The 14,386-nt window shown below is 59.7% G+C and carries 14 protein-coding genes and 2 pseudogenes; 1 reads left to right on the top strand and 15 read right to left on the bottom strand.

What is annotated here, in order from left to right; genetic code table 11:
* The 15 genes and pseudogenes from ACQKPE_RS23615 to rpmH form a co-directional block, all read right to left on the bottom strand.
* Window positions 1-699: pseudogene (locus tag ACQKPE_RS23615) on the bottom strand (hypothetical protein); the annotation flags it as partial.
* Between the two features lie 21 nt (window positions 700-720).
* Window positions 721-1,257, bottom strand: a complete 537-nt coding sequence (locus ACQKPE_RS23610; RefSeq protein ID WP_427669099.1) for a F0F1 ATP synthase subunit delta — start codon at window positions 1,255-1,257, stop codon at window positions 721-723.
* A gap of 12 nt (window positions 1,258-1,269) precedes the next feature.
* Entirely contained in the window at window positions 1,270-1,740 is a 471-nt protein-coding gene (locus ACQKPE_RS23605; protein ID WP_375098463.1) for a F0F1 ATP synthase subunit B, read from the bottom strand.
* Between the two features lie 57 nt (window positions 1,741-1,797).
* Complete coding sequence (gene atpE / locus ACQKPE_RS23600) at window positions 1,798-2,055, bottom strand: F0F1 ATP synthase subunit C (protein WP_003097235.1); 258 nt, start codon at window positions 2,053-2,055, stop codon at window positions 1,798-1,800.
* Window positions 2,056-2,200: 145 nt separating this feature from the next.
* The gene (atpB, locus tag ACQKPE_RS23595) at window positions 2,201-3,070 is read right to left on the bottom strand and encodes a F0F1 ATP synthase subunit A (protein WP_427669098.1); all 870 of its coding nucleotides are present in this window, start codon (window positions 3,068-3,070) and stop codon (window positions 2,201-2,203) included.
* A gap of 16 nt (window positions 3,071-3,086) precedes the next feature.
* Window positions 3,087-3,494, bottom strand: coding sequence for a F0F1 ATP synthase subunit I (locus tag ACQKPE_RS23590; protein WP_427669097.1), 408 nt, complete (start codon window positions 3,492-3,494; stop codon window positions 3,087-3,089).
* A gap of 149 nt (window positions 3,495-3,643) precedes the next feature.
* A complete protein-coding gene (locus ACQKPE_RS23585; RefSeq protein WP_427669096.1) occupies window positions 3,644-4,516 on the bottom strand; it encodes a ParB/RepB/Spo0J family partition protein in 873 nt (290 codons plus the stop codon).
* Window positions 4,517-4,525: 9 nt separating this feature from the next.
* Window positions 4,526-5,317, bottom strand: coding sequence for a ParA family protein (locus ACQKPE_RS23580; protein ID WP_427669095.1), 792 nt, complete (start codon window positions 5,315-5,317; stop codon window positions 4,526-4,528).
* A gap of 18 nt (window positions 5,318-5,335) precedes the next feature.
* The gene (rsmG, locus tag ACQKPE_RS23575; protein ID WP_427669094.1) at window positions 5,336-5,986 is read right to left on the bottom strand and encodes a 16S rRNA (guanine(527)-N(7))-methyltransferase RsmG; all 651 of its coding nucleotides are present in this window, start codon (window positions 5,984-5,986) and stop codon (window positions 5,336-5,338) included.
* Window positions 5,983-7,875 carry a tRNA uridine-5-carboxymethylaminomethyl(34) synthesis enzyme MnmG gene (gene mnmG, locus ACQKPE_RS23570; protein WP_427669093.1) on the bottom strand — a complete coding sequence of 631 codons (1,893 nt, stop codon included), beginning with the start codon at window positions 7,873-7,875 and terminating at the stop codon, window positions 5,983-5,985. Before mnmG ends, rsmG begins: the two co-directional genes overlap by 4 nt.
* Window positions 7,876-8,357: 482 nt before the next feature.
* Complete coding sequence (mnmE, locus tag ACQKPE_RS23565; RefSeq protein WP_427669092.1) at window positions 8,358-9,728, bottom strand: tRNA uridine-5-carboxymethylaminomethyl(34) synthesis GTPase MnmE; 1,371 nt, start codon at window positions 9,726-9,728, stop codon at window positions 8,358-8,360.
* A gap of 86 nt (window positions 9,729-9,814) precedes the next feature.
* A complete protein-coding gene (gene yidC / locus ACQKPE_RS23560; RefSeq protein WP_427669091.1) occupies window positions 9,815-11,500 on the bottom strand; it encodes a membrane protein insertase YidC in 1,686 nt (561 codons plus the stop codon).
* Between the two features lie 2 nt (window positions 11,501-11,502).
* Window positions 11,503-11,748 (bottom strand): membrane protein insertion efficiency factor YidD, encoded by a 246-nt coding sequence (gene yidD / locus ACQKPE_RS23555; protein WP_375098454.1) that lies wholly within the window; start codon window positions 11,746-11,748, stop codon window positions 11,503-11,505.
* Entirely contained in the window at window positions 11,741-12,145 is a 405-nt protein-coding gene (rnpA, locus tag ACQKPE_RS23550) for a ribonuclease P protein component (protein WP_375098453.1), read from the bottom strand. Before rnpA ends, yidD begins: the two co-directional genes overlap by 8 nt.
* 13 nt (window positions 12,146-12,158) lie before the next feature.
* Complete coding sequence (gene rpmH, locus ACQKPE_RS23545) at window positions 12,159-12,293, bottom strand: 50S ribosomal protein L34 (RefSeq protein ID WP_003253163.1); 135 nt, start codon at window positions 12,291-12,293, stop codon at window positions 12,159-12,161.
* A 590-nt stretch (window positions 12,294-12,883) separates the two neighbouring features.
* On the opposite strand from rpmH, the pseudogene dnaA reads away from it, so the two are divergent.
* Window positions 12,884-14,296, top strand: a pseudogene (gene dnaA, locus ACQKPE_RS23540) (chromosomal replication initiator protein DnaA); the annotation flags it as partial.
* Window positions 14,297-14,386 lie beyond the last annotated feature (90 nt).

Genomic DNA, 14,386 nt, shown 5'->3' with positions numbered 1-14,386 from the left:
GCTGCCAAACCATTTCTCGCCGCCGGTGAGGTAGTGCATCTTCAGTTTCACGTTCATCGGGTGCGGGGTCCAGCCGAGGAAGGTGATGAACTGCTTCTGACCAACGGCGACGTAGACGCAGAAGATGCCGCTGTCTTTCTGGTTGATGATCGCGTCGATCGCCAGAGCGGTCTTACCGATCTGACGGTCACCGATGATCAGCTCGCGCTGGCCACGGCCAACCGGGATCATGGCGTCGACCGACTTGTAGCCAGTCTGTACAGGCTGGTCTACCGATTTACGCCAGATAACGCCCGGTGCAACCTTTTCGACTGCATCGGTTTCGGTGGTGGTCAGAGGACCCTTGCCATCGATCGGGTTACCCAGAGCGTCGACGACGCGGCCCAGCAGGCCTTTGCCGACTGGAACTTCCAGGATACGACCGGTGCACTTGGCGCTCATGCCTTCGGCCAGGGTGGTGTATGCACCCAGAACAACTGCACCCACGGAGTCTTGCTCCAGGTTCAGTGCCATGCCGTAGACGCCGCCAGGGAACTCGATCATTTCGCCGTACATGACGTCGGCCAGACCGTGGATCCGCACGATACCGTCAGAAACGCTGACGACGGTACCTTCGTTGCGGGCTTGGGAGCCGACATCGAGTTTCTCGATGCGACCCTTGATGATTTCACTAATTTCGGAAGGATTGAGTTGCTGCATTGCTCTGCTGCCCCTTCAAACTCAAGATTTCAATGCTTCGGCCAGTTTCGCGATTTTGCCGCGAACCGAGCCATCGATTACCAGGTCGCCGGCGCGGATGACGACGCCGCCGATCAGGCTGGCATCCTCCGACGCGTGCAGGCGTACTTCCCGGCTGAGCCGTGCACTGAGAACCTTGGCGAGTTTGTCTTGCTGTTCTTGGTTCAACGCAAAAGCACTGGTGACTTCCACGTCCACGGATTTCTCTTGCTCGGCCTTGTACAGGTCGAACAGAGCGGCAATCTCCGGCAGAAGCAGGAGACGGTCGTTTTCCGCGGCAACATGAATGAAATTCTGTGCCTGAGCATCGAACTTGTCACCGCACACTTCAATGAATGCGGCGGCCTTGTCTGCGCTAGTCAGTTGCGGGGCCTTGAGCAGGCGCTGCATGGTGCCGTCTTCCGACACCGCAGCAGCCAGGCCGAGCATGGCTGACCAATTGGCCAGTTGCTGATGGGCCTGGGCATGCTCGAAGGCAGCCTTAGCGTAAGGTCGGGCCAACGTGGTCAGTTCTGCCATGATCGCCCTCGCTTAAATTTCAGCGGCCAGTTTGTTAACCAGCTCCGCATGCGCGTTTTGATCGATTGTGGCGCCAAGGATCTTTTCAGCACCGCCAACGGCCAGGGCGCCCACTTGGGCACGCAGCGCGTCTTTGATACCGTTCAGTTCCTGTTCGATCTCGGCTTGAGCCTGAGCTTTCACACGGTCAGCTTCGACGCGGGCCTGATCACGGGCTTCCTCGACAAGCTGAGCAGCGCGCTTTTTCGCTTGCTCAATGATTTCGGCTGCCTGTGCCTTCGCTTCGCGCAGTTGCTGACCCGCTTTTTCTTGGGCCAGTTCCAGATCGCGAGCTGCGCGGTTGGCAGCGTCCAGGCCGTCGGCAATCTTCTTTTGGCGCTCTTGCAGGGCAGTGATGACCGGAGGCCATACGTACTTCATGCAGAACAGCACAAAAATCAGAAAAGCAACGGATTGGCCGATCAGGGTTGCATTAATGTTCACGCCAATACCTCGCTCGGTCTTTGTCCATCACACCAATCAACTCGTGGGAACGAGTGATTAGCCGGCGATCTGACCAACGAAGGGGTTCGCGAAGGTGAAGAACAGAGCGATACCAACACCGATCATGGTTACGGCGTCGAGCAGACCGGCAACGATGAACATTTTGACCTGCAGCATTGGAACCATTTCAGGCTGACGAGCAGCGCCTTCCAGGAACTTGCCGCCCAGCAGGCCGAAACCAATGGCGGTACCCAGAGCACCCAGGCCGATCAGCAGAGCAACAGCGATAGCGGTCAGACCAACTACAGTTTCCATCTTTCCTCCCGACTTTTACGTCGTATTGGTTAGGTTTTTTAGTTTGAAGCGGTAAAACAAATCGTTTTGGTACAGCTGCCCTTGCGGACTTTTAAAGCCCTCCCCCCAGGCAGGCGGGGAAGGCTATCAGACACGCCAGGCGGTCTTAATGGTTATCTTCGTGGGCCATCGACAGGTAGACGATGGTCAGCATCATGAAGATGAAAGCTTGCAGCGTGATGATCAGGATGTGGAACACAGCCCACGCCCACTGCAGCACGATACCCAGGCCGCTCAGCCACAGGATGCCGGCGCCGAACATCACGGCGATCAGGATGAACACCAGTTCGCCGGCGTACATGTTGCCGAACAGACGCAGTGCCAGGGAGATTGGCTTGGCGATCAGGGTGACGAATTCCAGCAGGAAGTTCACCGGGATCAGCAGGATCTGAACGAAGATGTTCTTGCTGCCGAACGGGTGCAGGGTGAGTTCGCCGAGGAAACCGCCCAGGCCCTTGACCTTGATGCTGTAGAAGATGATGAGCGCGAACACGCTGAAGGCCATGGCCAGGGTCGCGTTCGGGTCGGTGGTCGGTACCGCACGGAACGGAATGTGCGGGTCGCCAGAGATCAGGATGGCCAGCTGAGGAATCCAGTCGACCGGTACCAGGTCGATGGCGTTCATCAGGAAGACCCAGACGAAGATGGTCAGCGCCAGTGGGGCGATCACCGGGCTACGGCCGTGGAAGGAGTCCTTCACGCTGCCGTTGACGAAGTCCACCAGCACTTCGACGAAGTTCTGCAGACCGCTCGGCTGGCCGGAAGTGGCCTTCTTGGCTGCCATGCGGAAAATGAACAGGAAGATCAGACCCAGCGCGACGGACCAACCCAGGGTGTCCAGGTGGAACGCCCAGAAGCCCATTGCCTTGGCTTCTGCAGCCGAATGGGCGAAGCCCCAGCTGCCGTCTGGTAGTTGACCGTAGGTCAGGTTCTGCAAGTGGTGCTGGATATAGCCCGAAGCGGTTTCTGCTGCCATGGTTGCCTCAAACGCCCTAAGGTCTCGAAAGTCTTTTATTCATCAGCAGGGGCGTAAACCAGCTGACCGAAAGGGTCAGCATGAAGACGCCGAATACTGCCAGCGGCGCCAGTGGCTTCACTCCTGCGAAGGTCAGTGCAAACAGCACTGCCGTCAAAATCAATTTGCCAGCCTCGCCTGCGTAGAACGACTTGACGATGGCTTGCGCCGCCCGGGCTCCGCTGAAGCGAAACGCCTTCCAGGCGAAATACACGTTGGGCAGCCAGGCGATTAAACCTCCGCAGAGGCCTGAATATCCGCTGACGTTGCCCTGCCATTGCCACAACACCAGGGTTGCCAGCAATAACACTCCAAATTGAGCCAGCAGTACCGGAAAGACCGGCCAACGATGGAAAGGCAGGCGGTTTGGCGTGCGGATTTCCATCAAAACTGCTCCTCGAAAGTCGACCCTCAAGTCAGCAACGACTTGGCATAATTTGTGCCGACAAAATGCGCGCAGAGTATAGGGGGGGATTAACCCCTATTCAACTATCGGGTAGTGATTTCCGACTGCGCGCTACAACAGGAATTGTTTCAGCGAATGTGAGCGAGGACGCCTTGCAACTCGTCGAGCGAGTTGTAGCGAATAACCAATTGGCCCTTGCCCTTGTTGCCATGGCGGATCTGTACCGAAGAGCCCAGGCGCTCTGCCAGACGCTGCTCCAGGCGGGCAATGTCCGGATCAGGTTTATCCGCTTGCACCGGATCAGGTTTGCCGCTTAGCCACTGACGCACCAGTGCCTCAGTTTGGCGCACGGTGAGCCCGCGTGCGACAACATGTCGCGCCCCTTCTTCCTGTCGGCTTTCGTCCAGACCGAGCAAAGCACGAGCATGGCCCATCTCCAGGTCGCCATGGGCAAGCATGGTCTTGATCGCCTCCGGCAGGGTGATGAGCCGCAGCAGGTTGGTCACAGTCACCCGCGACTTGCCCACGGCATCGGCCACCTGCTGCTGGGTCAGCTCGAACTCCTGCTGCAGGCGCTGCAGGGCGATGGCCTCCTCCAGTGGGTTGAGGTCTTCGCGCTGGATGTTCTCGATCAGCGCCATGGCGATAGCCGCTTCGTCGGGCACTTCGCGGACCATGGCCGGGATGGTATCCAGGCCAGCCTGCTGGGTGGCGCGCCAACGGCGCTCGCCGGCGATGATCTCGTAGCGGTTGTCGCTGATCGGGCGCACCACGATCGGTTGCATCACGCCCTGCTTGCGGATCGAGTGCGCCAGTTCTTCCAGGGCCTCGGGGTCCATGTCGCGGCGTGGCTGGTACTTGCCACGCTGGATCAGCTCGACCGGCAGGTGTTGCAGTTCCTTCTGGTCGACCTTCACGGCCTGCTCTTCGAGCGCGCTGACGGTCGGACCACTGAGCAGTGCATCCAACCCACGTCCGAGACCGCGTTTCTTGATGGCCATGCGGATTCCTTAAGTTGTCTGTGCAGTGCGAGATTGACGGCGTTGACGGCGTACCAGTTCCCCGGCCAGGGCCAGGTAGGACAGCGCGCCACGCGATTGCTTGTCGTAGGCCAGGGCCGGCATGCCGAAACTCGGCGCCTCGGCCAGGCGGATGTTGCGCGGGATAACGGTGTCGTAGAGCTGGTCGCCGAAGTGCTCCTTGAGCTGCTCCGACACATCGTTGTTCAGGCTCAGCCGCGGGTCGTACATGGTGCGCAGCAAGCCTTCGATCTTCAGCTCCGGGTTCAGCCGGGCGGCGATGCGCTTGATGTTATCCACAAGGTCGCTGAGACCTTCGAGCGCGTAGTACTCGCACTGCATGGGGATGATCACGCCGTCGGAGGCGACCAGCGCGTTCAGCGTCAGCATCGACAGCGAGGGCGGGCAGTCGATGAGGATGTAGTCGTAGTTGTCGCGGATCGGCGCCAGCGCATTGCGCAGGCGGCTCTCCTTCATCTGCATTTCCAGCAGCACCACTTCCGCGGCGGTCAGGTCGCGGTTGGCCGGCAGCAGCTGGAAACCGCCGTGTTCGGAATAGTGCATGGCCTGGGCCAAGTCGCATTCACCGATCAGCACGTCGTAGACCGAATGTTCGAGCTCGTGTTTATCCACACCACTGCCCATGGTGGCGTTGCCCTGTGGATCGAGGTCGATCAGCAGCACGCGACGCTTGGTCGCGGCCAGCGATGCGGCGAGATTGATGCAGGTGGTGGTCTTGCCGACACCACCCTTCTGGTTCGCGATTGCGAATACCTTAGCCATTGTTGCGTGTGTTCCCAGTCAAGCCTTGCGGCGCAGTATCAGCAGATGGCGCTGGCCCTGGCAACCCGGAACGGTCAGGGCCTGCTCGCTTTCCACTGTGAAGTCTGCGGGCAATGCTACCAGTTCATCGGCAGGATGCAGCCCCTTCATTGCAAGCCATTGCGTGTTGCTGTCGCCCAGGTGGCGGGTCCAGCCGGTGAAGTTCTCCATGCTGCTGAACGCCCGGGAGATGATGCCGCTGAACGGCTGCGGGGGTTGGAACTCTTCGACCCGGCTGTTGATAACTTGCAGGTTGTCGAGTTTCAGCTCCATCTTCACCTGGGTCAGGAAGCGGGTTTTCTTGCCGTTGCTGTCGAGCACCGTCACCTGCTTGTGCGGGTGCAGGATAGCCAGGGGAATGCCCGGCATGCCGCCGCCGCTGCCGACGTCCAGCCAACGCAGGGTGTCGGTGCCGATGAAAGACATGACGCTGAGGCTGTCGAGCAGGTGGCGCGAAACCATTTCGTCCGGGTCACGTACCGCCGTGAGGTTGTAGGCCTTGTTCCACTTGATCAACAGGGCCAGGTAGCCCAGCAGCATTTCATGCTGCTGGGAGGTTAGCTCGACACCGAGCTGGCGCGCACCTGTGGATAATTCTTCGGCGTGTTGCGGGGTGACCAGGACACTCAAGCGCTTTGCTCCAGTTCGCGGCCTGCGCCGCGTTTTTTCAGATGAATCAGCAACAGGGAGATCGCCGCCGGGGTCACACCGGGGATACGCGAGGCCTGGCCAAGGGTTTCAGGGCGGGTCTGGCCGAGCTTGCCCTGGATTTCCTTGGACAGCCCGGAGATCGAAGCGTAGTCGATATCCACAGGCAGGCGCGTGTCTTCGCTGGCGCGCAGGCGGGCGATCTCGTCCTGCTGGCGGTCGATGTAACCGGCGTACTTGGTCTTGATCTCGACCTGCTCGGCGACTTGCGGGTCGATATCGGCGCCGCCGGTGGCTTCGATCAGGCCGGCATAGTCGATTTCCGGCCGGGCCAGCAGGTTCAGCAGGTTGTACTCATGGGCCAGCGGGGTGCCGAACTTATCCACAACCGCTTGGCCTTCCGGCGTGCCGGGGCGTACCCAGGTCGACTTCAGGCGCTGCTCTTCACGCTCGATACCTTCGCGCTTGGCGCAGAACGCCGCCCAGCGGGCGTCGTCGACCAGGCCCAGTTCGCGGCCCTTTTCGGTCAGGCGCAGGTCGGCGTTGTCCTCGCGCAGGATCAGCCGATATTCGGCGCGCGAGGTGAACATGCGGTACGGCTCCTGGGTACCCAGGGTGATCAGGTCGTCGACCAACACGCCGATGTACGCCTCGTCGCGGCGTGGGCACCAGCTTTCACGGCCTTGGGCACGCAGTGCAGCGTTGGTCCCTGCCAACAGGCCTTGGGCGCCGGCTTCTTCGTAGCCGGTGGTGCCGTTGATCTGGCCGGCGAAGAACAGACCGCCGATGACCTTGGTCTCGAGGCTGTACTTCAGGTCGCGAGGGTCGAAGTAGTCGTACTCGATGGCGTAGCCAGGGCGCACGATGTGGGCGTTTTCCATGCCGCGGATCGAACGCACGATCTCCAGCTGCACATCGAACGGCAACGAAGTGGAGATACCGTTGGGGTACAGCTCATGGGTGGTCAGGCCTTCCGGCTCGATGAACACCTGGTGGCTTTCCTTGTCGGCGAAGCGGTGGATCTTGTCTTCGATCGACGGGCAGTAGCGCGGGCCAATGCCTTCGATCACCCCGGAGTACATCGGCGAACGGTCGAGGTTCGAGGCAATGATCTCGTGGGTGCGGGCATTGGTGTGGGTGATGTAGCAGCTCACCTGGCGCGGGTGCATCTGCGCATTGCCCATGAACGACATGACTGGGATCGGCGTGTCGCCGGGCTGCTCGGCCATCACCGAGAAGTCCACCGAGCGGCCATCGATGCGTGGCGGAGTCCCGGTCTTCAGGCGGCCGACACGCAGCGGCAGTTCACGCATGCGTTGGGCCAGGGCGTTGGCGGGCGGGTCGCCGGCGCGGCCACCGGAGTAGTTCTGCAAGCCGATGTGGATAAGTCCACCGAGGAAGGTGCCGCTGGTGAGCACCACGGAGTCGGCGAAGAAACGCAGGCCCATTTGCGTGACAACGCCCTTGACCTGGTCCTGCTCGACGATCAGGTCGTCGCAGGACTGCTGGAATATCCACAGGTTCGGCTGGTTCTCCAGGATCTCGCGCACCACCGCCTTGTAGATGGCGCGGTCTGCCTGGGCACGGGTAGCGCGTACGGCCGGGCCTTTGCGGTTGTTCAGGATGCGGAACTGGATACCGCTCTTGTCGGTAGCCAGCGCCATGGCGCCGCCGAGCGCATCGATCTCTTTGACCAGATGGCTCTTGCCAATGCCGCCAATGGCTGGGTTGCAGCTCATGTGCCCGAGGGTTTCCACGTTATGGGTCAGCAGCAGGGTTTTCACACCCATGCGTGCAGACGCAAGCGCAGCCTCGGTACCGGCATGGCCGCCGCCGATGACGATCACTTCAAAACGGGAAGGGAAATCCACCACGCACCTCGTGCCTGTTTCGCGAATAGAGAAGGTAAGCGGACAAGTATAGGGACTTCAGCCTCTTGAGTGAAACCGTCTGAGCAAATTTTGACCAATCTGTGGATGAATGGCAGATAACAGAAATCAAAGAGGAAAAATTTAAAAAAGCTTTATTTTTATGTTTATTCTTATGCACATGCTTTTCTGTGGATAAACCACTACAGGCTTTTATCTGTATGGCTTACAGCGAAATTAAACCCTGGGGTGAAGTACCCATGAGGGCTATGGATAACCGGTTTTAGCCTGTGGATTAAATGCTTGTTTACCCACAGGTGCAATTGTCCTCAACAAAAAAGCAGGGTTATCAACGGAGCTGATGGCGAGTTTTCCACAGACCTCCTGCCCACGCTTTCGCCCCTGTTGATGAAAATTTCTGCTTTTCGCTGGGCAAAAAAAAGCCGCTCCAACAGGAGCGGCTCGATGACAGTGTTTGCCTGCGGCTACTTGCCGATGCAGAAGCTGGAGAAGATCCGGCCCAGCAGGTCATCGGAGCTGAACGCCCCGGTGATTTCCCCCAGCGCTTGTTGAGCCTGACGCAGGTCTTCGGCCAGCAGCTCGCCGGCGCCCGCCAGTGTGAGTTGCGCATGCCCGTGCTCCAGGTGTGCGCTGGCCTGGCGTAGCGCATCCAGGTGGCGTCTACGCGCACTGAACCCGCTTTCTGCCGTCTGCTCGTAGCCCATGCAGGCTTTCAGGTGATCGCGCAGCAATTGCAGGCCCTGGTCATCGCCTTTGGCGCTGAGGGTAATGGTCACGTGGCCATCCTCGCTCTGCTCCAGGCCTACGGCCTCGCCACTGAGGTCGGCCTTGTTGCGAATCAGGGTGACCTTGCCTGGTTCCGGCCGCTGATCGAGGAACTCCGGCCACAGGGCGAAAGGGTCACCGGCTTCTGGGGCGGTGGAGTCCACGACCAGCAACACGCGGTCAGCTTCGCCAATGGCCTTGAGGGCACGTTCCACACCGATCTTTTCCACATGGTCGTCAGTGTCGCGCAGGCCTGCGGTATCGACGACGTGCAGCGGCATGCCATCGATGTGGATATGTTCGCGCAGGATGTCCCGGGTAGTACCCGCAATGTCCGTGACGATCGCCGCCTCGCGCCCCGCCAGCTGGTTCAGCAGGCTCGATTTGCCGGCGTTCGGCCTGCCGGCGATGACCACGGTCATGCCATCGCGTAACAAAGCCCCCTGCCCGGCTTCACGTTGCACTGTGGATAACGTTGCACGCACTGTATTGAGCATCGACAACACATGGCCATCCGCGAGGAAGTCGATTTCCTCCTCAGGGAAGTCGATTGCCGCTTCGACGTAGATACGCAGGGCAATCAGCGCTTCAGTAAGGCTGTGCACGCGTTTGGAAAACTCGCCTTGCAGCGAGCGCAAGGCATTGCGTGCCGCCTGGCTGGAGCTGGCTTCGATCAGGTCGGCGATCGCCTCGGCCTGGGCCAGGTCGAGCTTGTCGTTGAGAAATGCGCGTTCACTGAATTCGCCTGGCCGGGCCAACCGACAGCCGACTTGTACACAGCGTTGCAGCAGCATATCGAGGACGACCGGGCCGCCGTGTCCCTGCAGTTCCAGCACATCCTCGCCAGTGAACGAGTTCGGCCCAGGGAAGAACAGCGCGATGCCTTCATCCAGCACCAGCCCTTCTTCGTCGCGAAACGGGCCGTAATGCGCATGCCTGGGCTTGAGCGTGCGCCCGGTGATGAGCTGGCCAGCCTGGGCAGCCAGGGGCCCTGACAGCCTGACGATACCGACGCCACCGCGGCCCTGGGCCGTGGCGATGGCAGCGATGGTTTCACGCACAGTGTTCATGCTCGAAGCCTCTACGACGAATACGACAGATAGCAAAAACGCCCCACTGGGGGGCGTTTTTATTCACAGGCTAGCGTAGCAGCCTGTCACGCAGCAGCGTTGTTGGCCATTGCTGCCTCGATCTTGCGGGTGATGTACCACTGCTGTGCGATCGACAGGCAGTTGTTCACAACCCAGTACAGCACCAGACCAGCCGGGAACCACAGGAAGAAGAAGGTGAAGATGATCGGCATCATTTTCATCACCTTGGCCTGCATCGGATCCGGCGGCGTCGGGTTCAGGCGCTGCTGGATGAACATGGTCGCGCCCATGATGATCGGCAGGATGAAGAACGGATCCTTGATCGAAAGGTCGGTGATCCACAGCATCCACGGGGCCTGGCGCATCTCGACGCTTTCCAGCAGTACCCAGTACAGGGCCAGGAACACCGGCATCTGCACCAGGATCGGCAAGCAGCCGCCCAGCGGGTTGATCTTCTCTTTCTTGTACAGCTCCATCATCGCCTGGGACATCTTCTGGCGATCGTCACCGAAGCGTTCCTTGAGCTGCGCCAGTTTCGGCGATACGGCACGCATGCGCGCCATCGAGCGGTAGCTGGCAGCCGACAGCGGGAAGAACAGGCCCTTGATGAGCATGGTCAGGACGATGATCGACCAGCCCCAGTTGCCCAGCAGGCTGTGGATATGTTGCAGCAGCCAGAAGATCGGTTGCGCGATGAACCACAGGAAGCCGTAATCGACGGTCAGTTCCAGGCCTGGGGACAACTCCTTGAGCTTGGACTGGATCTTCGGACCGGCATACAGCACGGCGCTGGTTTCGGCCTTGGCGCCGGCAGCCACGTTCAGGGCTGGGCCGGTGTAGCCGATGATGTAGTTGCCCTGGCTGTCCTTGCGGGTTTGCACGGCATTGTTCTCGGCACCTTGTGGAATCCACGCGGTGACGAAGTAGTGCTGCAGCCAGGCGACCCAGCCGCCGGTTACATTTTCTTTCAAACTACCTTTGTCGATGTCCTTCATCGACACTTTCTTGTACGGCTCTGCACTTGTCCACAGGGCAGCGCCCAGGTAGGTGGCGGTGCCGGTCGCAGTGCTCGAGGACGGATCGGAGCTGGCGTCACGCTTGAGCTGCGCAAACATGTTGCCGGTCCAGGCCTGGCCGCTCTGGTTGTCGATCAGGTAGCTGACAGTCAGGTCGTACTCACCGCGCTTGATGGTGAAGCGCTTGATGTAGTTGACGCCGTTCTCGCTGAACTTCAGGTCGACCACCAGTTGCTCCTGGCCGTCGGCCAGCTGGTAGCTCTTCTGCTCGGCGGCATACAGCGGGCGACCGCCGGAGCGGGCATCCGGACCGTTGACGCCGGTCAGGCCGCTTTGTGCCAGGTAGGTGCGCTCGCTGCCGTTGTCGAACAACTGGAACGGAATGTCCGGGTGGTCCTGGCGACGCGGGTACTGAGGCAAGGTCAGCTGGACGATGTCACCACCGACCGGGTCGATAGCCAGGTCCAGGACATCGGTCTTGACCCTGATCAGGTCCTTGCTGACCGCGACCGGCGCCACAACGGCGGGGCTGGTTTCAGCATTCGCGCTCGGCACATCGGCGCTGGCGCCATTGTTGCCCGCTGGCACGGTGTCCGGCAGCGCCGGCGCAGTGGTGCTGGCAGCAGTGTTCTGAGTCGGCAGGGCTGCCTGACCGTAGTCCTGGTTCCACTTGAGGACCAGCACGTAGGACACGATTGCCAGGGCGACGATCAGGATCGTGCGTTTAATATCCATGGTTACTCGGCTATCGAAGAAGTTCGGGAGGAAGGAGCGGGTGGAACAGGGTCGTAACCGCCGTCGTTCCACGGATGACAACGCCCCAGGCGACGAACGGTCAGCCACCCACCACGCAAGAGGCCATGGGTTTCAATGGCTTCATAGGCATAGCAGGAGCAAGAAGGGTAGAAACGACAGTGACTGGCCATCAGAGGACTGATGGCGTAACGGTAAAACTGGATCGGAACGAGCGCCAGTTTACGCATTGTGACTGTCTACCCCCGCGGTGTCGGCAGTTACCGCTGGAGAGGGCCGACTACGGGCCAGGCGCTTCCAGAGTTTGCCAAAGTGTTGGTGCAATTCTGGGTTTTCTACCTCGCCCAACCCCTTGCGCGCGACGATCACGATGTCCAAGCCAGCGAGTGACTGCTGGTTCAGGCGAAAGGAATCGCGCATCAGGCGTTTCAGGCGATTGCGCTGAACGGCGAGCTTGACGCTCTTCTTGCCGATCACCAGGCCGAGGCGCGGATGATCGAGGCCGTTCTCGCGGGCAAGGATAAGCAGGTTTTTCCCTGGAACCTTGCCGGTTGGGGAGTCGAAGACCGCTTTGAAGTGCCGGGGTGTAAGCAGTCGCTTATCCCGACTGAAGTCCTGACTCACCACCTGTGCCGGAAAATCAAATGGCCAGACGCTTACGGCCTTTGGCGCGACGACGCGACAGAACAGCGCGGCCGTTCTTGGTGGCCATACGGGCACGGAAACCGTGGGTGCGCGCGCGCTTGATGGTGCTTGGTTGGAAAGTACGTTTCATGGCGTGTTACCTGGGTTGTCGACAACGGGCCGGGATGGCCCCCTTTTTAAGAGACCGGCGATTCTAGAGAAAGCAAGCTCGTAGGTCAATTTCCAACCAACGGATCCTTTCTATATCTGTTGGTGGGTACTGGCACGTTGGCGACCCGGGATCCGGTGAGGCAGACTCACAGCGCTCCAGAAATTAAAAAAAAGAAAGTCATATAGAAAGCTTTTTTGAAGATCTTATAGCTTTTAGGTGGATAACCTTCTGTGGATAAGCATCTAAAGGCCAGTAAATTCGCTATGTACAGAGAGTCATAAAGCTGTCGGAAACAGGTGCTGCGGCTGTGTTGGGCATGGGCAAAAGCTGTGGAATAAAGCGGCGTTTATCCACAGATGTTTTATCCACAGACCTGAGCCCGGGGTTGTGCATAGCCCTCAATGGTTGTTATCCACAGGGCTTATTCACAAGGCATTGATGGCGTTTATGCCGCTAAATGACTGATTTACCGCGACTCATCTTGCCCACACATGTGGATAAGTGTGCCCGCCCTCGGTACAATGGCGGATTGTTTTTGCCTCATCCGGCTTTCAACTCAGGGGATATCCGTGTCAGTGGAACTTTGGCAGCAGTGCGTGGAGCTTCTGCGCGATGAACTGCCTGCCCAGCAATTCAACACCTGGATCCGTCCGCTACAGGTCGAAGCCGAAGGCGACGAGTTGCGCGTCTATGCGCCCAACCGCTTCGTTCTTGATTGGGTCAATGAAAAGTACCTGGGGCGGCTGCTCGAGCTGCTGGGTGAGCGAGGCAACGGCCTGGCCCCTGCGTTGTCTCTTCTTATTGGCAGCCGGCGTAGCTCTGCACCGCGTGCCGCACCCAATGCGCCAGTGAGTGCTGCCATGGCCGCTTCGCTGGCGCAGACGCAGAAGGCTGCACAAGTGGTTTCGCCAAGCGAGCCGGTGGCCAGTGCCCCCGCTGCAATGGCGACTGAGCAGCTCGTTGAAATGGCCGAACCGTCTACCCTGGACAGTTTCGAAGCCATGGGTGAGGCCGCGCCTGCCGCCAAGGGGCGTACCGAGCAACGTACCGTCCAGGTTGAAGGTGCGCTGAAGCACACCAGTTACCTGAACCGTACCTTTACCTTCGAAACCTTTGTCGAAGGTAAGTCCAACCAGTTGGCGCGCGCTGCTGCCTGGCAGGTCGCCGACAACCCCAAGCACGGTTACAACCCGCTCTTCCTTTATGGCGGCGTGGGCTTGGGTAAGACGCACCTCATGCATGCCGTGGGCAACCATCTGCTGAAGAAGAACCCGAATGCCAAGGTGGTCTACCTGCATTCCGAGCGTTTCGTCGCGGACATGGTCAAGGCGCTGCAGCTCAACGCTATCAATGAATTCAAGCGTTTCTACCGCTCTGTCGACGCGCTGCTGATCGACGATATCCAGTTCTTCGCCCGCAAAGAGCGCTCCCAGGAAGAGTTTTTCCACACCTTCAACGCCCTGCTCGAGGGCGGCCAACAGGTGATCCTCACCAGTGACCGCTACCCGAAGGAAATCGAAGGCCTGGAAGAACGCCTGAAGTCGCGCTTCGGTTGGGGCCTGACGGTGGCCGTGGAGCCGCCCGAGCTGGAAACCCGCGTGGCTATCTTGATGAAGAAGGCCGACCAGGCCAAGGTCGAGCTTCCACACGACGCTGCGTTCTTCATCGCCCAGCGCATTCGTTCGAACGTTCGTGAACTCGAAGGTGCCTTGAAGCGGGTGATCGCACACTCGCACTTCATGGGCCGCGATATCACCATCGAGCTGATTCGCGAGTCGCTCAAGGACCTGCTGGCCCTGCAAGACAAACTGGTGAGTGTGGATAACATCCAGCGCACCGTGGCCGAGTACTACAAGATCAAGATCGCCGACCTGCTGTCCAAGCGTCGCTCGCGTTCCGTCGCGCGCCCGCGCCAGGTGGCCATGGCCTTGTCCAAGGAGCTGACCAACCACAGCTTGCCGGAAATCGGCGACATGTTTGGCGAATAGGGGTGGAGCTGGTGCTGTTGCCATTGGCCAACCGCTTCCTGGCGCTGTATCCGGACGTACGCATGGAGATCAGCGGCGATGATG

This window comes from Pseudomonas sp. NPDC089554, from assembly GCF_050280645.1.
In the GTDB taxonomy this organism is placed as follows: domain Bacteria; phylum Pseudomonadota; class Gammaproteobacteria; order Pseudomonadales; family Pseudomonadaceae; genus Aquipseudomonas.
The sequence above is the reverse complement of the archived record's forward strand: the minus strand, read 5'-3'. Positions and strand labels throughout refer to the sequence as shown.

Bases quoted from the DNA above. Each gene is read 5' to 3' on its own strand.
- ACQKPE_RS23610 (WP_427669099.1), bottom strand. From the start codon at position 1,257: ATGGCAGAACTGACCACGTTGGCCCGACCTTACGCTAAGGCTGCCTTC.
- atpE (WP_003097235.1), bottom strand. From the start codon at position 2,055: ATGGAAACTGTAGTTGGTCTGACCGCTATCGCTGTTGCTCTGCTGATC.
- atpB (WP_427669098.1), bottom strand. From the start codon at position 3,070: ATGGCAGCAGAAACCGCTTCGGGCTATATCCAGCACCACTTGCAGAAC.
- ACQKPE_RS23590 (WP_427669097.1), bottom strand. From the start codon at position 3,494: ATGGAAATCCGCACGCCAAACCGCCTGCCTTTCCATCGTTGGCCGGTC.
- ACQKPE_RS23585 (WP_427669096.1), bottom strand. From the start codon at position 4,516: ATGGCCATCAAGAAACGCGGTCTCGGACGTGGGTTGGATGCACTGCTC.
- ACQKPE_RS23580 (WP_427669095.1), bottom strand. From the start codon at position 5,317: ATGGCTAAGGTATTCGCAATCGCGAACCAGAAGGGTGGTGTCGGCAAG.
- mnmE (WP_427669092.1), bottom strand. From the start codon at position 9,728: ATGAACACTGTGCGTGAAACCATCGCTGCCATCGCCACGGCCCAGGGC.
- yidC (WP_427669091.1), bottom strand. From the start codon at position 11,500: ATGGATATTAAACGCACGATCCTGATCGTCGCCCTGGCAATCGTGTCC.
- yidD (WP_375098454.1), bottom strand. From the start codon at position 11,748: ATGCGTAAACTGGCGCTCGTTCCGATCCAGTTTTACCGTTACGCCATC.
- rpmH (WP_003253163.1), bottom strand. From the start codon at position 12,293: ATGAAACGTACTTTCCAACCAAGCACCATCAAGCGCGCGCGCACCCAC.